This window comes from Candidatus Poriferisodalis sp. (assembly GCF_965262965.1).
In the GTDB taxonomy this organism is placed as follows: domain Bacteria; phylum Actinomycetota; class Acidimicrobiia; order Acidimicrobiales; family Poriferisodalaceae; genus Poriferisodalis.
Genome location: NZ_OZ253573.1, coordinates 1694678 through 1718583, shown reverse-complemented (window position 1 = coordinate 1718583; position 23906 = coordinate 1694678). Strand labels below are relative to the sequence as shown.

The 23906-nt window shown below is 66.9% G+C and carries 22 protein-coding genes; 9 read left to right on the top strand and 13 right to left on the bottom strand.

Translation table 11 applies throughout. The features are described from left to right. Window positions 1–49 precede the first annotated feature (49 nt). Window positions 50–1639 (bottom strand): class I adenylate-forming enzyme family protein, encoded by a 1590-nt coding sequence (locus tag ACQY5K_RS08160; RefSeq protein ID WP_428121840.1) that lies wholly within the window; start codon window positions 1637–1639, stop codon window positions 50–52. Between the two features lie 29 nt (window positions 1640–1668). Then, on the bottom strand, window positions 1669–5145 hold the full coding sequence (locus tag ACQY5K_RS08155) for a pyruvate carboxylase (protein ID WP_428121838.1): 3477 nt from the start codon (window positions 5143–5145) through the stop codon (window positions 1669–1671). Window positions 5146–5319: 174 nt separating this feature from the next. Between ACQY5K_RS08155 and ACQY5K_RS08150 the strand changes: the two genes are divergently transcribed. Both ACQY5K_RS08150 and ACQY5K_RS08145 read left to right on the top strand, forming a co-directional pair. Next, a complete protein-coding gene (locus ACQY5K_RS08150; RefSeq protein ID WP_428121836.1) occupies window positions 5320–6492 on the top strand; it encodes an aminotransferase class V-fold PLP-dependent enzyme in 1173 nt (390 codons plus the stop codon). 113 nt (window positions 6493–6605) lie between these two features. Continuing rightward, window positions 6606–7343 carry an EthD domain-containing protein gene (locus ACQY5K_RS08145; protein ID WP_419922247.1) on the top strand — a complete coding sequence of 246 codons (738 nt, stop codon included), beginning with the start codon at window positions 6606–6608 and terminating at the stop codon, window positions 7341–7343. Here ACQY5K_RS08145 and ACQY5K_RS08140 read toward each other — a convergent pair. From ACQY5K_RS08140 to ACQY5K_RS08130, 3 genes are read right to left on the bottom strand one after another with little or no spacing between them, the layout of a single operon-like run. After that, window positions 7340–7840, bottom strand: a complete 501-nt coding sequence (locus ACQY5K_RS08140) for an SRPBCC family protein (protein ID WP_428121833.1) — start codon at window positions 7838–7840, stop codon at window positions 7340–7342. The genes ACQY5K_RS08145 and ACQY5K_RS08140 overlap by 4 nt on opposite strands. A gap of 57 nt (window positions 7841–7897) precedes the next feature. Next, window positions 7898–8758 carry an SCO6745 family protein gene (locus tag ACQY5K_RS08135; RefSeq protein ID WP_428121831.1) on the bottom strand — a complete coding sequence of 287 codons (861 nt, stop codon included), beginning with the start codon at window positions 8756–8758 and terminating at the stop codon, window positions 7898–7900. 21 nt (window positions 8759–8779) lie between these two features. Further along, entirely contained in the window at window positions 8780–9202 is a 423-nt protein-coding gene (locus tag ACQY5K_RS08130) for a globin (RefSeq protein WP_419923507.1), read from the bottom strand. A gap of 121 nt (window positions 9203–9323) precedes the next feature. Between ACQY5K_RS08130 and ACQY5K_RS08125 the strand changes: the two genes are divergently transcribed. From ACQY5K_RS08125 to ACQY5K_RS08100, 6 genes are all read left to right on the top strand, one after another. After that, entirely contained in the window at window positions 9324–10091 is a 768-nt protein-coding gene (locus ACQY5K_RS08125) for an LLM class flavin-dependent oxidoreductase (RefSeq protein ID WP_428121829.1), read from the top strand. A gap of 194 nt (window positions 10092–10285) precedes the next feature. After that, the gene (locus tag ACQY5K_RS08120) at window positions 10286–10819 is read left to right on the top strand and encodes a hypothetical protein (RefSeq protein ID WP_428121827.1); all 534 of its coding nucleotides are present in this window, start codon (window positions 10286–10288) and stop codon (window positions 10817–10819) included. Between the two features lie 18 nt (window positions 10820–10837). Next, on the top strand, window positions 10838–11218 hold the full coding sequence (locus ACQY5K_RS08115) for a hypothetical protein (protein ID WP_428121825.1): 381 nt from the start codon (window positions 10838–10840) through the stop codon (window positions 11216–11218). Between the two features lie 69 nt (window positions 11219–11287). Beyond that, entirely contained in the window at window positions 11288–12283 is a 996-nt protein-coding gene (locus ACQY5K_RS08110) for an alpha/beta fold hydrolase (protein WP_428121822.1), read from the top strand. Between the two features lie 64 nt (window positions 12284–12347). Next, window positions 12348–12545, top strand: coding sequence for a cold-shock protein (locus ACQY5K_RS08105; RefSeq protein WP_419922254.1), 198 nt, complete (start codon window positions 12348–12350; stop codon window positions 12543–12545). Window positions 12546–12914: 369 nt separating this feature from the next. Beyond that, window positions 12915–14318: a DEAD/DEAH box helicase gene (locus ACQY5K_RS08100; protein ID WP_428121820.1), complete on the top strand. Its 1404-nt coding sequence runs from the start codon at window positions 12915–12917 to the stop codon at window positions 14316–14318. 6 nt (window positions 14319–14324) lie between these two features. Here ACQY5K_RS08100 and ACQY5K_RS08095 read toward each other — a convergent pair whose 3' ends face one another. Continuing rightward, entirely contained in the window at window positions 14325–14483 is a 159-nt protein-coding gene (locus ACQY5K_RS08095) for a hypothetical protein (protein WP_428121818.1), read from the bottom strand. 23 nt (window positions 14484–14506) lie between these two features. On the opposite strand from ACQY5K_RS08095, the gene ACQY5K_RS08090 reads away from it, so the two are divergent. Next, window positions 14507–14851, top strand: a complete 345-nt coding sequence (locus ACQY5K_RS08090; RefSeq protein ID WP_428121816.1) for a hypothetical protein — start codon at window positions 14507–14509, stop codon at window positions 14849–14851. Between the two features lie 207 nt (window positions 14852–15058). Here the strand turns inward: ACQY5K_RS08090 and ACQY5K_RS08085 are convergent, their stop codons facing one another. From ACQY5K_RS08085 to ACQY5K_RS08055, 7 genes are all read right to left on the bottom strand, one after another. After that, window positions 15059–15382 (bottom strand): DUF3467 domain-containing protein, encoded by a 324-nt coding sequence (locus ACQY5K_RS08085; protein WP_428121814.1) that lies wholly within the window; start codon window positions 15380–15382, stop codon window positions 15059–15061. 66 nt (window positions 15383–15448) lie between these two features. Beyond that, the gene (locus tag ACQY5K_RS08080) at window positions 15449–16405 is read right to left on the bottom strand and encodes an ABC transporter permease (protein WP_428121812.1); all 957 of its coding nucleotides are present in this window, start codon (window positions 16403–16405) and stop codon (window positions 15449–15451) included. After that, on the bottom strand, window positions 16398–17585 hold the full coding sequence (locus tag ACQY5K_RS08075) for an ABC transporter permease (RefSeq protein ID WP_428121810.1): 1188 nt from the start codon (window positions 17583–17585) through the stop codon (window positions 16398–16400). The genes ACQY5K_RS08080 and ACQY5K_RS08075 overlap by 8 nt, the downstream gene beginning before the upstream one ends. After that, window positions 17578–19191 (bottom strand): ABC transporter ATP-binding protein, encoded by a 1614-nt coding sequence (locus ACQY5K_RS08070; RefSeq protein ID WP_428121807.1) that lies wholly within the window; start codon window positions 19189–19191, stop codon window positions 17578–17580. The genes ACQY5K_RS08075 and ACQY5K_RS08070 overlap by 8 nt, the downstream gene beginning before the upstream one ends. Window positions 19192–19332: 141 nt before the next feature. Further along, window positions 19333–20427: a BMP family ABC transporter substrate-binding protein gene (locus tag ACQY5K_RS08065; RefSeq protein ID WP_428121804.1), complete on the bottom strand. Its 1095-nt coding sequence runs from the start codon at window positions 20425–20427 to the stop codon at window positions 19333–19335. 187 nt (window positions 20428–20614) lie between these two features. Beyond that, window positions 20615–21883 (bottom strand): acyl-CoA dehydrogenase family protein, encoded by a 1269-nt coding sequence (locus ACQY5K_RS08060; protein ID WP_428121802.1) that lies wholly within the window; start codon window positions 21881–21883, stop codon window positions 20615–20617. Between the two features lie 25 nt (window positions 21884–21908). Further along, the gene (locus ACQY5K_RS08055; protein WP_428121800.1) at window positions 21909–23852 is read right to left on the bottom strand and encodes a primary-amine oxidase; all 1944 of its coding nucleotides are present in this window, start codon (window positions 23850–23852) and stop codon (window positions 21909–21911) included. Between the last annotated feature and the right edge of the window lie 54 nt (window positions 23853–23906).

Below are 23906 nucleotides of genomic sequence, written 5' to 3'. Positions count from 1 at the left end.
TTAGTTTTAGCCCGTTCTCGCTGACGCTCCGAACACTGGTGCGCGGAGGTCAGCCGAACTGCTCGGCGAGCAATGGTTTGAGCACTTTTCCCATGGCATTTCGGGGCAGCTCACCCACCGCGATCAGCTCGCGTGGGCACTTGTAGTGGGCCAGCCGGTCTCGCACGAATGCGACGACATCGTCCGGATCGGGCTGGCAGCCCGCGCGCGGCACGACGGCTGCTGCGACTCGCTCGCCCCAGCGCTCGTCGGGCAGTCCAACCACAGCGGCTTCGGCGATCTGCGGATGCTCGACGAGGACTCGCTCAACTTCGGCGCAGTACACATTCTCCCCGCCGCTGATGATCATGTCCTTGACGCGGTCCACGATCGCCAGCCGGCCGTCGTCCGCCATGATGCCCACGTCGCCCGAGCGGGCGAAACCGTCAGGGGTGTGGGCCGCATCGGTGGCCTCGGGCCGGCCCAGATAGCCTTCGAAGGGCACCACTGACATTGCGACTACCTCGCCCGCGACCCCGACTGGAACCTCATCGCAGGTGTCAGGGTCGACGACCTTGACGACGGAGCCCGGCGCGGGGCCGCCCACGCAATGCGGCACGAGAGCGGCACGATCCTTGATGTCGTACGTCACCCAGCCAGCTTCGGTCCAGCCGTAGCCGTCGGTGATCTCGGCGCTCGGAAAGATGTCGAATGCCTCGTCGAGCAGGGACATCGGTCCTGGCGCCCCTGCTGAGAGCAGGTATCTCAATGCGCTCAATGGCGGCTGGCCCGCCCCCCGCCACGCCTCGGCGATCGCAGCGGTCATGGAGGGCACAAGGAACGCCCAGGTGCTGTGCTGGGCGTACTCGTCGAGGGCGGCTTGCGGCTCGAACGAGGTCATGACCCGGACCCGACCGCCGGCCACCAGCTGCGCCAGCGTCAGGCCGCCATAGGAAAGGTGGAACATCGGACCCGGCGTGGACACGACTTCTCGACGGGACAGCCCGAACGTCCAGCTCCAATGCATCAGTCGAGTCAGGAATCCGGCATTGGTGTTGATGCTTCCCTTCGGGAAGCCGGTCGTCCCTGAGGTGTAGGCGATCATGGCGGCGCGCTCGTCGGTGGCGGTGTCGGTTGGCGCGACGCTTGGCACCAGCCGACCCGTGCCGGGATCGATGTCGGCATAGGGCCCGATGGGCCGCGACCATCTCGTTGGCGCCGAGGCGGGAATCGAGGTGGCGTCGATCAGCCTGATGCCGAGATCGGCCGTGACCCGCTGGGCGATGTCGATGAACGGCACCGCTGCCAGCAGCACCGCGGCGCCCGAGTCTTCGAGCACGTAGTGGATCTCGGGTTCGGCAAGTCGGCTGTTGACCGGGACTGCAGCTGCGCCAACGAGCTGGCATGCCAGGTACGCGGCGGCGTAGTCGGAGCCGTTTGGAAGCAGGAGCCCGGCCATCTGCCCATGAGCCCCCGGCTCGACTGGCCCCAGCGCATCCGTGAGGGCCTCCGTTCGGGCCCAGAGTTGGCCGTACGTCCACGTCTCGACGGGCTCGACGCCTCCGGTGAGGCGTGGGTCGAGCACTTCGATCGCGCACCGGTCCGGATAGGACCGAGCGTTCGTTGCGACGCAATCGGCAATGGTGAATGGCTGCAGCATGATGCTGCGAAAATTAGCGGCGATGCCAGCTACGCGTCGTCTTCGGTCTCGGGGCTGGCTGAACGGCCGGCGGGACGGATCTCAGCGATGAGGTCCCCGGGCTCGAGCAGCGCGCCGGGCGCCGCAGCGATGGCGCCGACCGTTCCCGTCACCGGAGTCGAGATCGACGACTCCATCTTCATGGCCTCGATCACGGCGATCGTGTCGCCCGCCGTCACTTGATCGCCGACGGAGACCGAGACGCTGATCGCGCCCCGGAACGGAGCTGCGATCTGACCTGGCTCGTTCGGGTCGGCTCGTGCGTGCTCGGGACGATCCGAGGCGACATTGCGATCGACGGTGTCAATGTCGCGAGGCTGCCCGTTGACCCTGAAGCTGATGATGCGGATGCCCTCGTCATTGGGCTCGCTGATCGACCGCAGGCCAAGCAGCAACCGCACCCCGGGGCCAAACACGACAGCGGTGTCGTCTTCGTGGGCGTCGAGCCCGTACCAGAACAGCAGCGACGGCAGCACCGAGAGATCGCCGTAGCGGTGCGCGTTCTCAGCTTGGGCCGCCGAGGGTGTGGGAAACAGCAGCCGGTTCAGCGTGGCCCGACGATCACCCGCAAGGCCCGCCTCGTCGTTCGCGGTGAGATCCTTGGTCTTCGACGACCAGTGGCGCTCCGCAGTCGCACGCGAGCGAAACGGCTCAGGGAATCCTCCCGGGGGAGTGCCGAGTTCGCCGTGCAGGAAACCGATCACGCTGTCAGGCAAGTCCACGCTTGCGGGATCGTCGGCGAGCTGAGCCGGCGTGACGCCTGACGCCACGAGATGCAGCGCCAGGTCGCCCACGACCTTTGATGACGGTGTCACCTTGATGGGGCGCCCGAGCAGCTCGTTGCACGCTGCGTAGAGCCGCTCCACCTCTTCGAAGCGGTGGCCGATCCCGAGCGCACGCGCCTGAGATCGCAGGTTCGACAGCTGCCCGCCGGGTATTTCATGGCGGTACACGGTGCCCGTCGGCGATGGCAGCCCCGCCTCGAATGGCGCGTAGACACGCCGCACTGCCTCCCAGTAGGGCTCGAGATCGCCGATCGCGTCGAGACTCAGCCCGGTGGTCCGGTCGGTGTCGTCGGTCATGGCCACCACCGAAGCGATCGATGGCTGCGACGTCATGCCCGACAGCGGCGGCGCAGCGGCGTCGATCGCGTCCACACCCGCGTCGACCGCAGCGAGGTACGTCGCAAGCTGGCCGCCGGCGGTGTCGTGGGTGTGCAGGTGCACCGGCTGGCTGAAGCGTTCCCGCAGCGCCGCCACCAGCGTCGTAGCGGCAGCGGGCCGCAGAAGCCCGGCCATGTCCTTGATGCACAGGATGTGAACGCTGGCGTCCGACAGATGCTCTGCGACATTCAAGTAGTAGTCGAGGGTATACAGGTCCTCGGATGGGCTCGAGAGGTTCCCCGAGTAGCAGATCGTGCCTTCAGCGACGGCACCCGCATCCAGAACGGCGTCGATAGCGGGCCGCATCTGGTCGATGGAGTTGAACGCGTCGAAGACCCGGAAGATGTCCATGCCCGTTGCGGCCGCTTCCGCCACGAAGTGGCCAGCCACCGAATCGGGATACGGCGAGTACCCCACGGTGTTGCGACCACGCAGCAGCATCTGGGTGCAGATGTTCGGCGCCGCAGCACGAATCTGCGTGAGCCGCTGCCACGGGTCCTCGTGAAGGAACCGCAACGCGACATCGAACGTGGCGCCGCCCCAGCACTCCATGCTGAGCAGCTGCGGCATCGCGTGAGCCATCTGGCGAGCACCCGCGACGAGGTCGATCGTGCGCAGCCGGGTCGCCAAGATCGACTGGTGGGCGTCGCGCAACGTCGTGTCCGTGACCGCCACTGCTGTCGCAGCCCGCAGGTGCGCCGCGAACTTCTCCGGACCCAGCTCGACGAGCCGTTGCCGGGATCCCGCATGTGGCGCGCCCGCCGGGCGCGGCGGCAGTTTCGACACCGGACTGACGCGCGTCGGCGCCGGGCCGTTCGGCAGGTGCACGGTGACATCGGCCAGGTAGCGCAGCAGGCGTGTCGCTCGGTCAGCCCCGACGGAAGCAGCCGTCAGCTCGGGCCGATCGTCGATGAACGTCGTCGTGACCGGCCCACTGCGGAACTGCTCATCGGCGAGGATCGCCTGCAGATACGGCTGATTGGTGGACACGCCCCGAACTCGGTACTCCGCAAGCGTGCGCTGCATGCGGCGCACCACCGTGTCGAAGTCGGGGCCCCGACAGGTGATCTTCTCGATCATCGAGTCGAAGTGGGGCGTGATCTCGACGCCCTGGTACACGCACCCGTCAAGACGAACCCCCGCACCGCTGGCGGGCCGGTACGCCACGATCCGGCCCGTGTCGGGTCGAAAGTCGTTCGATGGGTCCTCGGCGGTCACCCGGCACTGCATGGCGTAACCGCGAAGCGTTATGCGATCCTGGCTCAGGCCCAGGTCCGCCAGCGACGCACCCGCGGCGATCCGTAGCTGCGATTCCACCAAATCGACGTCGGTGACCTCTTCGGTCACAGTGTGCTCGACCTGGATGCGGGGATTCATCTCGATGAAGACGTGACGACCACTGCGGTCCACCAAGAACTCCACCGTGCCGGCGTTGACGTAGCCGATCGACCGGGCAAACCGCACGGCGTCGTCCAGCAACTGTGCACGCACGGCCTCGTCGAGGTCGCGCGCAGGCGCCATCTCGACGACCTTCTGGAAGCGCCGCTGCACCGAGCAGTCCCGTTCGTACAGATGCACGACGCTGCCCCCGGCATCGGCGAGAACCTGTGTCTCGATGTGGCGGACATCGGTCATTGCTTCTTCGAGAAAGACCGTGCCGTCCCCGAACGCGCTGTGGGCTTCCCGCCGGGCAGCGTCGATGGCCGCCGCGAGATCCGCAGGCTTCTCCACCCGGCGCATGCCTCTCCCGCCGCCGCCGGACGCAGCCTTCACGAACAGCGGGTAGCCGATCTGCTCTGCGCTGGCCGCGACGGCATCAAGATCTGGGCCGCCCGAGCCGCCCGAGCCGTCCGGATCGCCCGGGCCCCCCGCGCCACTGCCTTCATCGATCGGAAACGACTGGCGCAGCACTGGCAGGCCGGCCTCGGAGGCTGCTTGGCGGGCACGCATCTTGTTGCCTGTCAGCCGCAACACCTCCGCGCTGGGCCCGACGAACACAATGCCCGCCGATGCGCAGGCTTCGGCAAGATCAGGACTCTCGGACAAGAACCCGTACCCCGGATAGACGGCATCGGCACCCACCTCGACCGCCTTCGCGACGATGGCTTCATGGTCGAGATAGGCGCGGACCGGTCGGCCCTCGACACCGATGACGTACGCCTCGTCAGCTTTGATCCGGTGCAACGCACCGCTGCGTTCTTCCTCGATGGGCAGGATCGCGACAGTCCGGATGCCGAGCTGGGTGGCGGCACGAAACGCGCGGATAGCGATCTCGCCGCGGTTTGCCACGAGGAGCTTCTGCATAGCGACCTCCGGTGCTCAGACATTATGAGCGTCGGCGGAGAGGTTGCGGTGCCCGTCAGCCCCGTATGCCTCGACTCTGCGCAGAAATGCCGCCTCAGGCGGCAAACTTGCACACAGAAGGCGTGGCAGCAGTTCTCCGCGCGGCCTCTGTGTTCGCTGACCTAGCGTGACTGCGTGACTGCGTGGCTGCTCGACCCGGGGGTACTGCATCTCAATCACGGCTCGTTCGGCGCGACCCCTGCAGCGGTGCTCGAGGCCCAGCAACGGATCCAGGAGCGCATCGAGCTGAATCCCACACAGTTCTTCTTGGAAGGCGAGTACCAGGAACGGCTGGACCAGACACGGCGGGCTGTGGCCCGCTTCGTCGGCGCCGACGAAGCAGGCTTGGTGTTCGTCACGAATGCGACCGCTGGCGTGAACGGGGTGCTGCGTTCCTTGGAGCCGAGCTTGAAGCCCGGCGATGAGATTCTGGTGACCGATCACGAGTACAACGCCTGCGCCAACGCCGCCGTAGTGTCGGCGTCGCGTGCTGGCGCGGTGGTCACGACAGCGCAAGTGCCCTTCCCGCTGGAGCACAGGCGCGACGTGGTCGATGCAGTGCTCGCCGCCGTGACCGACCGGACGCGTGTCCTGCTCATTGACGCAGTGACGTCAGCAACAGGCCTCGTGCTGCCGGTTGCCGAGCTCGCGGCACAGCTGGAGCCAGACGTGCGGGTTCTGGTCGACGCAGCGCACGCTCCCGGCATGATCGACTTCGACGTGGCCCGGTTGGGTGCGTCTTATGTCACGGCGAACTGCCACAAGTGGATGTGCTCGGCCAAGGGTGCCGCGTTCTTGTGGGTGCGTCCCGACCGGCGGGATGACGTCTACCCGGCCGTCATCAGCCACGGGTACAACGGCGGCTGGCCGTCTGCAGGAGGCCACCTGCACGCCCAGTTCGACTGGACCGGCACGCATGACCCAAGCGCATGGCTGACCATCCCCGATGCGCTGGCCGCGGTGGAGGCGATGCACCCTGACGGCTGGCCCGGCGTGCGGAGCGCGATCCGAGAGCTGTGCCTGCGGGGGCGCGACGTGCTCATCGAGGCTCTCAGCATCGAGCCGTCAGCACCTGCGGACATGATCGGCGCGATTGCGAGCGTGCCGTTGCCGTCGGCCGCTCACTCGGGTTCCGCGATCTTCGACCCACTCATGGGGGCGCTACGGGACCGGCACGGCATCGAAGTGCCAGTGTTCACGTGGCCCGCCCCGCCGGACCGCGTCCTGCGGATCTCTGCCCACCTCTACAACCAGCCAGGGGACTACGACCGCCTGGCCGAGGCGCTCGCAGCCGAGTTGGGCGCCTGACGTCGCAACGCCGGCGCGACTGCGGCGCTGCGACGGCCGGGGCTAAGTGGCAGGATCTCCGCACGCGGGCAGTACGCACATGCCGCCCGACCGCCCTTGTCGAGGAGGCATCCATGTCAGGCACAATCACGGCCAACCCAGCGGCGAAAATGATCTTCCTGATCAAGCGGCGTCCCGAAGCCTCACGTGACGAGCTGGTGGCGAACTGGTTCAAGAACCACATGCCGAACGTGATCGAGGGCCAGCAGCGGCAGGCCGCGGCGGGCAAGCTCCACGCGCACAAGTACATCGCCACGCTGTTCGAGCGTCGTGATGACGGCAGCGACGCCGCGTGGGACGGCATGGCCCAGCTGTGGTTCGAGCGGTCGTTCCCGCCCCCCGCCGAGCCGCACGGGACCACGCCGGCCGACACGTTCCAGCAGAAGGCTGAGCCGTATGTGCAGTGGCCGGTGACGGAGTACGTGGTGCTCGACGGCAGCCTGCCCGTCGTGCCCAACACGCTCAATGAGCCGTTCCCGGCGACGCGTTCAGGCTTCTACAAGGTGACGTTCTTGGTGCCCGCCCGCGACGGCGTCGAGGTCGACGAGGCGTTCCGGCACTGGCTCGAGGTGCATGCACCGAACGTGCGCGGCGTCATGACCGAGATCGGCGGATTGCGTTACGTGGTCAACCACAGCGTCAACCCCGCCAACGAGCCTTACATGGGCATGGCCGAGCTCTATTTCGCCGACCCGGACGGCTGGGAGGCGTACAAGTCGACGGTCACCGAAGACGGCTTTGGCGCCTTCGTCGACATCAAGCGCATGGTGGTCCTGCGTTCACGCACCCAGATGATCGGCATTCCCGGCTAGGCCTCTGCGGTCGCCTTCATCGCTTCGAGCGTCGCTCGGATGCTGGTGCGAGCGTTGTGGGCTCGTTGATCGACCTCGCCATGACCGTGCTCGACCATGCGGGGTGACAGCTTCCGCAGCGTCCACGTCTCTGTCAGCGTGGTGCCATCGCCGTTGGGCGCCAGCTGGTAGCGCCACAGGACAATGTTGTATTCGAGGCCGCCGGTCACGAACGCGAAGTCCTCGTTCTCGGCGCGTCGGATGATCTCGACGGGCGCCTTCCACTCCTCGCCGTCGAGCCGGTTGATGCCGACGAACATGTCGCCGACCTGGCCGGTGCCGGGCTCGCCGTCGGGACCCTTGCGCCAATAGCCGCCGGTGTTCTCGCTGCTCCACTCGCCGTAGCGATCCAGCGCCGTCACCATTCCCCACACCTTCGAGGGAGGTGCGGCGATGTCGATGGAGTCTGTGTGCTCCATGACCGGGTTGTCGACGTGTCCAGGCAGTTGCTCGCTCATACCCCGAAGCCTTGCAGATGCCGTCGCGTCGTGGTTGTGGTGCCGTGTGGGCGAGCCTCAGTCGGCGCGGGTTTCGTTGGAGGGATACAGCTCGCGCCAGTCGATCTGGTCGTCTTTGGGCAGCAACGCATTGATGGGTGCCATGTCGGCGAGCAGGGCGTCGGTTATCTGGTCTCCCAGAGCGGCCCAGTGGGCGCCGTCGAGTCGGTCGGTCATCGCCTCGATCTCGGCACGACCTTCATGCCCGGCTTGAGTGGCCCAGCCGTCCGCGTCCACCCAACCGCGGGCTCGCAAGCTGTCGTACGCCAGCGCAGCCTCCGCTCCGGTCCACCCGGCTTCCTGGCTGATCCACTCGTGCGGCGCCTCGTCGACGGCGACCTGGGACACCACCGACTCGCAGCCCGACAGTCCCGCCGCCGTAAGCGCGACCAGATGGCACCCGCTGCGGTACTCGCGCAGCAACGTGCATCCGTGCCACAGCGCCAGATGGGGTTCGTCGGGCCACTCGAGCGACGCCCAGCCCGCAAAAAGCACCCGGCCGACCGGATCGGCAGCATCGCAAGCTGCGTGCACGATGTCGACGCATCGACGCACCTCGTCGCCCCTAGCCAACTCGCCCAGCTCACGTCTCAGTGCGGCGTCCATGCCCTCGTAGCGCGCCGCCAGCACTGCTGCAGGTGACGAGTACGTCCAGGCATCTGGGATCGCGCGCCGAACTCGCGCTGGTGCGTAATAGCAGAACAGCGACGCCGCCACGCTGGCTGGCACCGGCCCGAGTGGCGCCACCCGCGTCGCGAAGTAGTTCATCCAGAACCCCCGCAACCCCGCCACAGAGCCCGTTTCCCGCACCTCCGGCGCCCAGTAGCACAACTGGTGATACCGCTCCACGCACTCCCACATCCGCCGCGCTCGTTGCATGGGTGACGATCCCCGTCTCCGCTAGCTCGGCTTGTTGATGAGGTGGGTGGCGGCGTTGTCGAAGTGGGAGAACATGGCGCTCGCGATGTCTGCGGGCAGCTTCGAGCCGTCGGGCAGTTCGGCAGCTTCGAGCGATGCCAGCATGTGGCGCATCCAGGTATCGCGTTCGGCCTGACCGATAGCGAACGGCATGTGACGCATCCGAAGGCGCGGGTGGCCGCGCTCGGCGCTGTAGTCAGCCGGGCCGCCCCAGTACTGAGCGAGGAATCCGGCCAGACGGTGCCGAGAGGGTCCCATGTCGGGCGGATACATGGGGCGCAGCAGCTCATCGGCCTCGACCGCGTCGTAAAACCGGTCGACAAGCGCGTCGAAGAAACCTTGCCCACCCACTGCAGCGAACACTGTGGGTGGCTGCTCCACAGCATCGGCCAGCTTGCCGCCCAGCGTCAGTCCGCCGGCTCCCCATGCGGAGCCCTCGTCCGCAGCTGCGTTCTCGCTCGACCCGATGGCGTCGGCGTCAGTCACGGCGATCAGGCTAAGAGCGTCGGCGGGTCAGCTTGCGCGGGTGACTTCGGCGCAGCACGACTCCGGCGATGGACCGATGCAACTCGGGGCGAGCATCGGGCAACAGAACATGACCGCCTCTGGGATGCGTGACCTGTGGAAGCGACTCGATGCCGGAGGGGCCGACTGGATCTCCATCTGGGACCACCTGTACGAGGCGCCCCGGCTCGGCGGCGTCCTGCCGCACTTCGAGACTCTCTCCACGCTCGGCTCCCTGGTGGCGGACACTCGTAACGCCCGCATCGGCTGTCTCGTCTTCTATGTCGGTTATCGCAACGCCGGTTTGCTGGCCAAGGCCGCCACCACGCTCGATCACTTCAGCGGGGGACGTTTCACACTCGGCCTCGGCTCGGGCTGGCACGAAACCGAAGCCGCAGCTTTCGGCTACGACTTCCCGTCGCTCGGTGAGCGATTCAACATGCTCGAGGAGTCCTTCGAGCTCATCCGTTCGCTGCTCACCCAAGAGCGCACGACGTACGACGGCCGCTGGGTTCGTGCACACGATGCCTCGTGCCTGCCCGCTCCGATACAGGAGCGGCTGCCGATCTGGCTCGGCGGGATCGGCGAGCGGCGCACCATCCCGATGGCAGCCCGACTCGCCGATGGCGCGCTCGTCGGCACGCCCGAGATGGCGGTCGAGCGGATCTTGGAATACCGGGAAGCCGGCGCACAGGGACTCAACGTGGCGTTGAGGGCGCCGATCCGCGACGACGCGCTTGATGCCTACCTCGAAGAGGTCATTCCGACCGTTCAACGCGAGACCGCCTGACGCGCTGGGCGCCCGCGCTCGGCCGAGCCCGTTCGCGTTCGCTGCCGCACGGCGGAGCATTCGCGCACGCAGCGTGACGCGGTTGGTGGGCAGCACCTTGGCGTCGGCGCGTACAGTTTGCGCGCGTCGGCCGCTGCGGCCGGCTCGCATCTGACGAGGTGCGGCGAACGAGCCAGGGCTTGCGGCCTTCGGGTATGAGTCCGGAAGAAGGGGACGGCATGTCGAACGGACGGCGGGCACATCGGTCGTATCTGAGCTACATCGACAAGTCGCGCGAGTACTACGCAGCGCATGGCTATCCGCAGCCCTACCAGTGGGCGTACAGCCACGAGGTGGCATTCACCCCACTGGGAAAGCCGCTGTCGGAGTGCACAGTGGGCTTGCTCACGACGTCGTTCTTCCGCGCAGGCAGCGAGCCTGCCGGCGTGCCTGCGGCCCGACCGAAGCAGCCGTACGCAGCGCGCTGCGAGGACGCCCTCGGCGGCCTCTACAACAGCGATCTGTTCTGGGACAAGGACAACACCCACACCGAAGATCTCGACACGTACCTGCCGATCAACCGGCTGCGAGAATTCGCCGCCGAAGGCCGCATCGGCGCTGTGTCACAGCGCTTCTACGGCATTCCCACCGACTACAGCCACCGCCGCACTCAGCGCAACGACTCACCTCGCATCGAAGCGTGGATGCGCGAAGACGGTGTGGACGTAGCGCTGCTGGTCCCGCTCTGACCTGTCTGCCATCAGACCGTGGGTCTGATCGCACGACACCTCGAAGAAGCGGGTATCCCCACCGTGGTCGCCGGCAGCGCGCGGGACATCCTCGAGGAGTGCGGCGTCGCACGCTTCGTGTTCACCGACTTCCCGCTTGGCAATCCGACTGGCAAGCCGGGCGACGTGGCAATGCAACGCGACATCGTCGGCACGGCGCTCGACCTGCTCGAGCGTGCATGGCTCCCGCGCACGACCGTGCAGACGTCTCACGTGTGGGATGACGACGACAACGACCGCTGGCGCGACCATTTCATGCGCGTCGACGATTCGAACCGTGCGGCATTGGCCGCAGCGGGCGAGGCCCGTCGACGTGATCAGGCCGCCGCCAAGGCCGACGGCCGAGCACGGACTTCCTGAGCGCTCCGCGCATCGGCAGACGCCCTCGGCGCTGTCGCGCACCGAGCTCAAGCGAACGAAAGGCTGGACATGACCCAGCAACCGCCCGGCCAGCGCTATCGGCCCCTCGTCGACCTCGCAGACGCAGACGCCCCCGACTTTGTGCCGTCCGAGCCGGCCGGCGCCGACGTCTACTCCCATCCCTCCGAGCATGGAGATCGCATCACCGGCGCGCCGGACCCGGATCTGATGATCGAAGCGTCCGGAGGCGTGCGCGTCGCGGCCGACGTCTACGGCGACAGCGGGCCGTTGGTGCTGCTGCAGCACGGCGGCGGCCAGACACGCCACGCGTGGAAGGGCGCGGGCCAAGCCCTCGCTGATGGCGGCTACCGGGCCGTCAGCCTCGATGCTCGTGGCCACGGCGACTCGGACTGGGCGCCCGACGGCGACTACACGACCGAGGCGTTCGTGGCCGACATAGTGGCAATCGTGGCGCACTTCGGCGAGATGCCGGTGCTGGTCGGTGCCTCGATGGGCGGCGGCACCTCGCTGACTGCTGTCGGGGAGCGCGCCGTGACCGCCAGCGCCCTCGTGCTCGTCGACACCGCACCGCAGATCGAAGCGGCCGGAGTGCGCAAGATCCGCGACTTCATGGCTCAGGGCGCTGACGGTTTCGCGTCACTCGAAGAAGTCGCCGAGGCCATCGCGAACTACCAACCGCATCGCAAGCGTCCGCGCAACCTCGACGGCCTCGCCAAGAACGTGCGCCTGTGGCCCGACGGCCGCTATCGCTGGCACTGGGATCCGGCGTTCATGCACCGGCCGCGCAGCTTCAAAGAGCGCATCCCGCGCCAGCAGGCCGCTGCGGAGAACCTGACGCTGCCGACGCTGCTGGTGCACGGCGGCCTTAGCGACGTGCTCTCCGAGGAGGGCGCGCAGGCGTTCCTGGCGACGGTGCCCCACGCCCGTTACGCGAACGTGGGCGACGCAGCACACATGGTCGCCGGCGATCGAAACGACGTTTTTGTCGAGGCAACACTGGGTTTTCTCGCCGAATTTGTGCCGGTCAGGGGAACGCGAGCCTGATCGCCGAGTTCACGGCGTACCCTTGCAGCCTTTGGCCGACCCGGCCGAGTTCGAAAGACATCAAATGCGCGGTACCGTCAAGTTCTTCAACAGCGAAAAAGGCTTCGGCTTCATCTCCCGTGAGGGAGCCGATGACGTCTTTGTGCACTATTCCAACATCGTCGGTGAGAATTACCGCACGTTGGAGGCAGGGCAAACGGTCGAGTTCGACATCGGACCCGGCCGCAAAGGCGACGAAGCCCAAAACGTCAAGCCGGTCTGAGCGCATTCGCCACTGAGCCTCGCTAGCCGAAAAGGCTGGCGGCGTTGGGAGCCTGAGGCCGAGACATATCGGTCACCAGAGTTCCGTCGGCAGTCACATCGGGCAGGGGCGGCGTCTCACGTCACCTCTGGCGACACATCTCGGGCAACACATCTCGGGCCACCCGGCGCGTTCCGCTCGGTGAGGATTGCGCAGCGTGCGCCGGTACCCTCCCGTCGTCTGGCCGACATGTTCGGCCGACGGGTTCGCAGGCTGGTCTTGGTTCTTCCTGTCAACGTGGACCAGACCCGTACTACGCCGACCTCTTCACCCCCCGTTGAGGTGCCACCGAACCCGTGCAGAGCCCGCGCGCAGCGGGCCAGGAGAAACATGTCCCCCACCTTTGCCCAGCTGGGCGCCCCCGACTTCATCGTCAGCGCCCTCGCTCAACGTGGCATCAACCATCCGTTTGCCATCCAGGCGGCCACCGTGGCCGATGCCTTGGCCGGACGCGATGTCTGCGGCCGCGCGCCCACCGGATCCGGCAAGACGCTGGCGTTCGGTATTCCGCTCGTGGCCAGCGTCGGCACCGCCCAGCCGCGCAAGCCCCGGGCGCTCGTACTTGCGCCGACCCGCGAACTCGCCGATCAGATCATGACCGAGCTGCGCACCTTCGCAGGCAAGCGCCGCGTCAGCGTTGCCTATGGCGGCGTGGGCTACGGCTCTCAGATCGGATCCCTGCGCCGCGGTGTCGACATTCTTGTGGCGTGCCCCGGTCGCCTCGAAGACCTGATCGGTCAGGGCGAAGTCGACCTGTCCGCGGTTGACAAGGTCGTCATCGACGAGGCCGACCGCATGGCTGACATGGGATTCATCCCAGCCGTGCGGCGCCTGCTCGACCAGACCGCCACAAAGCGCCAGACCATGCTGTTCTCCGCCACGCTCGACGGCGATGTGGCAACACTGACCCGCGACTACCAGCGCGACCCCGTGCGTCACGAGGTTGGAGACGAGATCCCCGACGTCAGCGCTGCCGACCACGTGTTTTGGAGCGTGGCCAAGACCGATCGCACCGATGTCTGTGCGGAAGCGATCGACGCCGCAGGATCGACGGTCGTGTTCTGTCGAACCCGGCATGGCTGCGATCGCGTGGCCCGGCAGCTGCATAGCCGAGGCATCCGCACGGCGGCGCTTCACGGCGGACGCAGCCAGAGCCAGCGCACAAGGGCGCTGGCCGAGTTTTCCGCTGGCAAGGTCCAGGCGCTGGTCGCAACTGACGTCGCTGCCCGCGGCATTCATGTCGAAGGTGTCGGCGCCGTCGTCCACTACGACGTTGCGGCCGACCACAAGACCTACCTTCACCGATCGGGCCGCACCGCCCGGGCCGGCCTGGGTGGCGTAGTGGTCTCGCTGATCCTGCCCGAGCAGATCAAAGAACTCAAGTCCATGCAGCGCAAGATGGGCCTGCAACAGCCCATTACCGAGGTGGACGTGGCTGCGATCCGGACAACCGCTCCACGCAACGGCAGCGCCAGTGCCCGCGGATTCGCCACCGATTCCAGCCCGCAAGGCTCGAAGACCAGCAACTCCAACGCGGACGCACCGCAGTCACGCTCTGAGCGCCGCAAACCCAGCGCCGACGCGAACCGCCAGCGCCCAGATTCACAGCGTCCAGGCTCGCAGTCGCGGCGTCGCACGCTCGAGCGCCCGGCAGCCAAGAATCAATCCCGGCACCGTGGAAGCAACAACAACCGTTCGAGGTCCAAAGGTCACCAGCGCTCGCCCCAGCGCTGAGCGCGGTCAAGCGTCAGGGCCGTCCTGCGGCTCATCGGTCGATTCGAGACTGGACGGCGCAAGGTTCGAAGCGAACTTGGACATGTTGTCGCTCAGCGCGCTGATGAGCTGCTCCACGAGCAGACATGCCGATCGCGACGTCCGGCAATCAATTGCGGGAGACATCCCGACACGCTGTGCGAGTATGAATGCCGACGGTTGTCAAGCGGGAGAGCGGAATGGTTGCCGATGCCGTGTTGGCGAGACTTGAAGCGCGCTTCGTGAAGCGACGTCGCCGACTGCTGAAAACTGACGCCGGCCGGTGGGCTCTCGTCGTTGATCGCACTCGCCAGAGTGACATCGAGGTGTTCGACTCCGAGCGTGATGCGCTGGCCGCAGGTGCCCAGTATCCGTCACGTCGTCGCTTCTGCGTTGAGCAGATCGTCGAGACCCATGAGGTAGTACACGCCGCTCTTGGACCACGCGAGGTCGGAGCCGTGATGTCAGCACCCGCTCGCAGCCGCGACACGCAGCTCCCAGGTGGTCCCCGATAGAGGCGACGCCCGGCGTCTCGACCTCGGAAGTGGTCGAGATCGTCGTACCAATCGGGAGCGAGGGCGCACTCGTCGATGTTGTGATCGCGCTGCCGGCCTACGAGGTTCACCGCCGACAGATGGAGAACCGGCCCTTGCCGCTGCCCTTGCATCGCCGTGCTGCGCATACAGCGAATTAGTCAGTGAATTCGCGGTTGTGGTCGGGCTTTAGTCGGGATCGTCGTCGTGGTCATCCAGCGATTCGAGACTGGACGGTGCAAGGTTCGAGGCGAACTTGGACATGTTGTCGCTGAGCGCGCTGATGAGCTGCTCCACGAATTGCGGCGACATGTTGACGCGCTGCACGACGACGCCTCGCCGGGGTGACTGCTTGCCGCTGAAATCCAGCCGGATGAAGTCGAGCGTGAACTCATAGGGCGAGTGCCGTACCACGGCGAAGTTGGACCACACACCGGCTTCGAGCTCTGGCGGCAGCCGGATCTGCAGCTTCGTGCCGTCCGGTAACGATTCGTGCGGGGTGCCCTCGGCCATCCGGGAGACGCTAGCCCGCCCCTGTCACGAGGCCGGCAGCGGTCTCCCCAGCGCCTAACAGCGCTCTCAGCGTTCCTCGCGCCGGTAGGGGAGCGTTAGAGCGGCGGGCGCTGGGCTCGGCCGATGGCGGGCCCGGAAGCTGATGGCGATGAGGACCACGACAGTCAGCAGGAACGGCAGGATGCCGAGCAGCGCCGGCGAGATCGTGTTGACCTCGAGGCCGAAGAGGCTCAGGTCGAATGTCTGAACGCGTGGCTGCAGCGCAAGCGTGAATCCGAACAGCAGCGAGCCAGCAGCGAGCCGTCCGGGCCGCCAGGCGCCGAAGATAACCAGCGCCACGGCAATCCAGCCTCGGCCCGCGATGAGGCCCTCCGTCCAGCCAGCGGCCATGTAGAGCGACAGGAAGGCACCTGCTGCGCCGGCGAATGCACCACCGACCAGCACTGCGCCCGAACGCAGCAGCGTCACCGAGTGGCCCACCGAGTCGGTCGTGGAAGCGGATTCGCCAACAGCTCGCAGCGCGAGGCCGAGCCTGGTCCGATTGAGCACAAACCAGGCTGCAACACCTAACCCGGCGGCGAGATACACCACGGGTGGTTGATTGAACAAGATCGGTCCTGCCCAGGGAATATCTGCCAGACCGGCTATCCCCAGATCGGTGAACACTGCATCGGCCCGTTGGCGCACGGCGTCCTGACCGATGAATGCGGCAAAGCCGAGACCGCCGATGGTGATGGCGAGACCGGACACGACTTGACCAGCGCCCATCACGACGCTGACCATCGCGTGCACGCCTGCAACTGCCATGCCGACGAGCGCCGCCGCCAAGAAGCCGATCCACGGCCGGTCGGTGGCGAGCGCCACCATGAAGCCGCTGACGGCGCCCATGGCCATCATGCCCTCGACGCCGAGATTCAGGACACCGGAGCGCTCGGCGATCAGCTCGCCCAGCCCGGCCAGATACACAAGCGTGGCGAACTGGATGGTGGCCACCAGCAGCCCGATGATCGCGGCCTCAGACACCTGCTGCTCCCGTTGTCCCGGCGGCGTCCGCGGCCTCAGGCAGGTCGGTGTCGCTTCCCACGGGACGCACCCAGCGAATCCGATAGTTCAACAAGACGGCCGCGACCAGTGCAGCGATGAGGATCATCGCCTGCAGGATCGTGGCGATCGAGCTGGTGACCCCGAGCGTCTGGATGGATTGGCCCCCAACCTGCACCGCGCCGAACACAAAGGCCACTGCTGCCACGCCGGACGGCCGCATCAGCGCCAGTGCAGCCACGATGATGCCAGCGAAGCCGTAGCCGTTCGAAAGGCCGGGATCAAGCCGTGTGGCCGTCCCAGTGAGCTCGACGGCCCCGGCCAAGCCCGCCAGCGCACCGGAGAGCAAGAGCGCGGTCAGCACCTTGCGCTGCAGCGAGATTCCTGCATAGCGAGCGGTGGCCGGCGACGATCCGGCCATTCGCAGCTCGTAGCCCCATGCCGTTCTCGACACCGCCATCCAGAACGCGACGAGCAAGGCGATCGCGATCAGGACGCCGATGTGCACGCGGCCGAACAGGCCCGGCAACGAGGCTTGATCGGGCAGAGGCTCGATCAGAGCGAAGCCCTGCGACTCGGGATCCTTCCACGGACCCGTTTCGAGCCATTCCACGATCCGAATCGAGACCTCCACGAGCATGAGGGTTGTGATGATCTCGCTGACGCCGAGGTACGCCCGAGCCAACGCCGGGCCTGCCATCAGGATGACGCCGCCGACTGCCCCGGCACCGATCATTGCCAAGATCAGCAGAGGTCCGGGCAGGTCTCCTGCCGCAATCGCTACACCCGCGGCGACGGTGGCGCCGGCCATCATCTGACCCTCGGCGCCGATGTTCCACAAACCCATCGAGCCGGCCACGGCGACAGCCAGGCCGGCCAGCGCCAGCGGTGTCGCTCGCAACAGCGTTCGGGAAATGGAGTTCAGGCCGCCCAGCGAGGAATCGATCATCCGGCCGTAGACCGTGCCCGGGTCGTGGCCTGCTGCCAACAGCAGCAGCGCGCCCGCTATCAGCGCTGCGGCGATGCCGATCAAGAAGGCGATGGCCTGCGCAGCGGGCGCGACATTTGTCCGTCGTTGCAACACCGGCCGAATCACGCCGTGATGCCAGCGAGCCTGCCCGCGCGACACCGTGTGCAGCGGAGCGTGTGTGGGATCAGTCACGAGCCGCCGCCCTGTGTTGTGGCTGTGCCGTTGGATCGGCGGCGGGTTGGCGGGTGTGCGGGATCGGTCCCGAGCTGCCGCCGCCGGCCATCGCTGCACCCACTTCGGCTCGGGTCGTGTCGGACGGGTCGAGTCGAGCCGCGATGCGGCCCTCGTACATCACGACCAAGCGGTCCGACAGCGCGAGCAGCTCGTCGAGATCTTCGGAGATGAGCAGCACGCCGACACCAGCGCTGCGCTGCGCCACAATCTGCTCCTGGATGGCGGCGATGCCCGCGACGTCGAGACCTCGCGTGGGTTGCGCCGCCACGAGTACTCGCGGTTCGCCGGTCAGCTCGCGTCCCAGCAACAGGCGCTGCAGGTTGCCGCCCGAGAGAGCGCTGACGTCCTCGTGCAAGCGTCCCACTTGGACGCCGAAGCGCTCAACGAGACCCTTGCAGAACTCTTCGCAGCGTTTCAGATCAAGCATGGCACCTCGCCGCAGGGACGGGTACGAGCGCACGACGGAGTTGTCGACGACCGACATGTGCGGCGCCAGGCCCATACCGAGCCGATCTTCGGGCACGTAGGCCAAACCGCTGCGGGAACGAACCCTCGGTGACGCGCCGGTGATGTCGGCGCCGGCGAGCCGGACTGTTCCTTGCGTGGTGGCCCGCAAGCCTGCGACTGCTTCGGCCAGTTCTCGTTGACCGTTGCCTGACACGCCGGCGATCCCCACGATCTCGCCGGCTCGCACGTCGAGGTCGACAGCGTGCAGCGCCGGGAATCCTCGATCACTGAGCGCCGAGACGCCCTCGAGAGCGAGCACGACATCACCACTCGGGCGGTCCGCTGGGCGTCGCACTTCGGCTGCTGTCTCGCCGACCATCATCTGGGCGAGGTCGGATCGGTCGACCCCCGCAAGGCTGCCCGGCTGAGCGACGGTGACACCCCCTCGCAGCACGGTCGCCTCGTCGCAGACTGAAAGCACCTCGTCGAGCTTGTGGCTGATGTAGATCACCGAGCGGCCACGGTCGGCCATCGCTCGCAGCGTCTCGCCGAGGTCAGCGGCCTCAGCAGGCGTCAGCACGGCCGTCGGCTCGTCAAGCACCAGAACATCGGCGTCGCGCCACAACGCTTTCAGAATCTCGACGCGCTGCCGCTCGCCGACGGACAGCTGCCATACCGGTCGAGTCGGGTCGGCATCGAGCGAGTACGTCGCAGCGAGATGGCGGACTCGTTCGACGATCTGGCTCATGTTGAGATAGCGGGGCGCCGAACCCAGGACCACGTTCTCGGCGACGGTCAGCGTCGGCACAAGGCGGAATTCCTGGTGCACCATGCCGATTCCTTCGGCGATGGCGTCAGCCGGCGAGTGAAACTGGCGTTGTTCGCCGTGGATCCGGATCTCGCCCCCGTCGGGGAGATAGACGCCGCCCAGCACATTGACGAGCGAGGTCTTGCCAGCACCGTTCTCGCCCAGGAGCGCGTGGATGGTGCCGGGCCGCACAGCCAGGTTGGCGCCGTCGCAGGCCACGACGCCAGGGAACTCCTTGCGGATGCAGCGCAGGTCCACCGCGAGTGTTGCCGCGGCACCCTCGCCGCCGGACCCCTCAGGCGGGTTCACGTTGCCAGCAGGCTCGCAGCACCGATGCCCGACGGAGTTGTGGGCGCGGCACCACCGCTGGCTCTGGACGACCTGACTTCGGTCAAGTCAGGGGTCTCGTCCAGCGCCAGCGGCGATGTCAGTGCGATTCGATCAATCGGATCAGGGGCTGGCGTCACCCACGACGCCTTCAACGAACCAGTCCATGCCCAGCATTGAGCCATCGTCGAGGGTCTCGCCGGCGGCGACGCGTACGTTGCCGTCCTGATCGCGGATCTCGCCGGTGAACACGTCCCATTCGCCGCCACTGAGTTGGTCGGCGACCTCATCGATGCGATCGGCGATGTCGCCTGGCACATCGTCAGCCAGCGGTGCGAGTCCGACGATGCCGTCGTCCATGCCGCCCCAGTATGCGCCCGGCTCGTATGTGCCCGCAGCGACCGCCTCGATGATCTCGGCGTAACGCGGGCCCCAGTTCCACACTGGTGCCGTGATGAAGGCATCCGGAGCGAAGTCACGCATATCGGAGTTGTAGGCAACCCAGCGCGCTCCGGCCTCCTGGGCCGCAACACCCGCAGCCGTGGAGTCTTGGTGCATGGCGATCACGTCGGCGCCCGCCTCGAGCAGGGCCTTGGCCGAATCGCCCTCAACCGCCGGGTCGAACCAGGTGAAGGTCCAGATGACGTGGACCTCAGCGGACGGGTTCGTCTCGCGCACGCCCAAGGTGAAGGCGTTGATGCCTCTGATCACCTCGGGAATGGGGAACGCCGCCACGTAACCCAGCTGACCGCTCTCGGTCATCGCGCCCGCAGCCATGCCCGACAGGTAGCGGGGCTGGTAGATGCGACCGAAGAAGTTGCCGAAGTTCGTCTCGTTCATCTTGAAGCCGGAGGCATGCTCGAATACGACGTCGGGATACTCGTCGGCCAGTTCGAGCATCGGATCCATGTACCCGAACGATGTGCCGAAGATGATGTCGGCGCCTTCGTTCTCGATGAAGTCGACGGCGACCGCCTTGAAGTCCTCGGCATTCTCAGGAACGCTCTCGACGAACAGCGTCGTGGCTCCCGTCTGATCCCCGGCGTATTGGCGTCCCTGGTCGTGCGCCCAGTTCCAGCCGGCATCACCCACCGGGCCGACCAGCACAAATGCGGCTGTGACGTCCTCCGGGTCGCTGTCGTCGCCGCCGCACGCGGCCCCGAGCAGCGCTATGCCGACCAGTGCGATGCCCAGCTTTGTCAAGATCCTCGAGCGCATGATCTCCCTCTCCGCCCGCGCCCGCGGACACACCACGGGCGACATTCAACGAGCCTAATCTCGCTCACATTGACGCGCGGCCAACGGTGCGCGGCGCGGTGCCGTGGTGTGGTGGCGGCCTGTTCGCATCCCGTTCGCGCTGGGGGGCCACACTGCGTGGCGGTCCGCTTGGCAGGGGCCAGCGAGACTAGAACGGATTGAGCTCCAGTCCGAGCAGGTGACGGCCCAGTTGATGGGTGACGCGGTCCTGATGCACGTTGATGTGCACCGGCATCGCCCGGAAGTCCCGGTAGCGCCGTTCGAATGCACCGCCTTCTCGCAGCGCTGTGCCGCCTTGTGTGCGATGCAGCAGCGACATGGCTTCGTCGAGCTGCTCGACTGCCATTGTTGTCACCGCCATCTGCCGCAGGTAGTCGGCTTCGTCGGGAGTGTCTCCCGCGGCGATGCGACGGTCGACGTCATTGCAGGCGGTCTCTGCGGCCGCGGCGGCAGCCGCCAGCAGCGATGCCGCCCGCCCGAAGTTGACCTGCACGGTGGGCCGCTCGACCATCTTGCCGCCGATGATCACCCGACGGCCGCCAGCTGCGTCAGCCGCCTCGGCAAGCGCCCGGCGTACAAGGCCCACGCCCATCCACGTCAGCCACAGGTCTGAGATGCCGACCCAGTCCTCGCGGTACCGGTGGTGAACCACCGGCACACTGCGCAGCGACTCGGCACGATTCACTCCGTACCAGTTCACGCAATCGTTGAGCTTCACCCCCACGTCGGTGTAGTGGACGTCGTCGGTGGCCGAGGCCCGCAGTCCGGCGCCGTCCCACGACGGATCGATCTTCATCCCCTCGGTCTTGGTGGACACAATGGTGAATCGGATGTCCATCGGGCGCACCGGCTTGCCCTCTGGGCCAGTGATGGCGAAGGCCACGCCGCAGTAGTCGGCGTAGCGGGCACCGGTGCCCCAGCGGCCGGTCCCGTTCAGGATGGCCTGATCACCTTCGATGCGTCCGTACACGGAACTGCGGGCACCGCCGGGGAACGACACCCAATGGCCCTTGGTCACGATGTCGGTGAGGAAATCCTGCTGTTCGGGGCCCATGGATCCGACGAACAGGTGGAACACGCACAGGTGGTTCCACAGGCACCACGCCAGGCTGGGGCAGCGGGCGGCCACCGCCTCGAGCTCTCGGCCCATACCGAGCATCGTTTCCTCGACGCCGCCGATGTTCGGGGTGGCGGACATGCGCATGAAGTCGGTGCCCCGGATTGCCTCGATGACCTCCGTCGAGACCGATCGAGTCCGGTCTGCCGTTTCTGCCTGCGCCTCGATCGCGTCGAGCAACGGCGCGATGCGCAGCCCCTCAGTCGGTGCCGGGGAGAAGTGCTCGACGAGCTCAACGCCGGATAGACCGGCCTCAGGGTTTGTCAGGCTCGGTTCTTCGGATTCGGGAGCTCCCGCCATCGGGCCACAGTAGGCCGCGACGGGCTCAGCCGCAGTGGCCGTTCGATGATGGCGGCACGTCGAGCATCGGATTGCGGTCGAAGAAGCCGTCTGGCACCAGCCCGAAGCTGACGTACTCGGTGGGCATCACCGGGAAGTCCTCGGGACGGGCGTCGTGGGTGATCCCGAACGTGTGCCACACCGTGACGTCAGTGCCGACGATCGGCCGGTCGCCCGCCGTGTAGCGCTCCAGCCCGTCGCCAGCGTTGCGCTGCGTGGGGAACCGGCCAGCGGCATATCGCTCGTCGGGGTCGGTCGGCGACACCCACAAGTTGTGCCGGCCGAAGGTGGCGCGTTCGGAATGCGGGCTGTCGGCCGCAGCGAACATCGTCGTCGTGGGCGACGGCAAGAGCCGGAACGCCGTCGGGCGTCCGAGCCGGTTGATGTGGTCGCCGCTCTCGATCCGCCAGTACCGGCTGGACGACGAGTTGGTGTCACGGCGAGCAGCCAACTCGCTCTCCAGCACCGTTTCACGTGCGGCGAACGCAGTGCCATGCGGATTGTCGGGGCCCGGCGGCAGCGCTTCGGTGTTCACCTCGACCACGGTGTTGGCAGTGCCGTCGACCGCCATGTCCAATCGCACGCAGAAGATGTGCTGGTGAATTGGGGCGGACACGTGCGGGGCGACCTGCCGGGCGAAGGTCATATCGTCGCCGTCGCGGTGCGAGCGAGTGGTGAGGATGCCGGTCAGCTTCACCTCATACCGAATCGAGCCGTCGAGGTAGAAGTACCAGAAGAACCCGTACTCATAGTTCCCGACCGTGTGGATGGCGCTCACCACCAACCGGCGAGATCGACGCACCTCGGTGGTGTCGGCATTCCAGTCGAAGTGCTTCCAGCCGATGCCGAAGTCCTCCTCGTGGATGCAGAGCGCATTCGGCGTGGTGACCACGGAGCCATCGTCGAACACCTGGGTGGAGTCGAGGTAGGCGATCTCGCCGAGGCAGTCGCAGCCCAGCTCGAGTGAGTTGTTCATCAGGCCGAGGCCGAACTCCCCAGAGTCGAGCGCGTGCTTGAACGTCTGAGACGGACGGGTGTCGCCGTAGGGCACCACCATCTCGGCCAGTGATGCCCGGTCGATGATCGGACGCACGCGGCCACCGTCGTCATAAGTGATCCGGTGCAGCACCAGGCCTTCGGTGTCATCCATGACGACGCGCATCGACCACTTCTGCCAGTGCAGCTCGTTGTCGTCGAGTGTGAAGCTGGTGCCCTCGGGCTGGGTGATCTCGATCGGACGCAAGTCGGTTCGCATCGGCCCGAAGTCCTCGGTGACGGCGTCGACGTCGAAGTTGCCCCGCTCAGAAGCCACCGGCCACTGGTCGAAGTCTTCGATGTGCAGCACTTCCAGCGTGTCCACGTCGACATGCACCATCAGCCCGTCCAAGGGGTAGGCGTAGCCGTTGTCGGTGGGATTCGGGCGCCAGAAGGCGATGCAGCGTTGCACCCGCCGATTCGTCTCGAATTCGAAGCCATAGTCGCCGGTCGGCCATGGGTCGATCTGGACTTGCGACGGATCGGTGATGCCGCGCTTGGCGATGGCCGCAGCGAATCCCGGGTCGGCCCGGCAGGCGTCCATCACCGCGAACAACTCCGCCATGCCGACCCGCGGCACGACGCCTGGATGGTGCTCCCAAGAGTCGACCTGACCGCGAGTCACCGAGACCACGGCGGTGTACACCTCGCCGTTCTCGCGTACCACTATCTCGAAGCGGCGGTCGGTGCTGGCGGAGGGCGTCCAGGCCGCGACCTCTGCCTTGGGCGGCTCCCAGATGCAGAATCCGTGGAAGCGAGCGCTGTCGCCGATGCGCCCACTGCGGCGCAGCACCTCGATGGCGGCATGGGCTTCGGCTTCGGTCATCATCGACAGCGGGTGGCGCGGCGGCGTCGCGGCGGTATCGCTCGGTCGGTCGAGCAAGGTCTCGGTCATGTGACCACGCTACGCGGCCGCCGGCAGGAACGCGGCCCGATCCCAGGCGTTCGG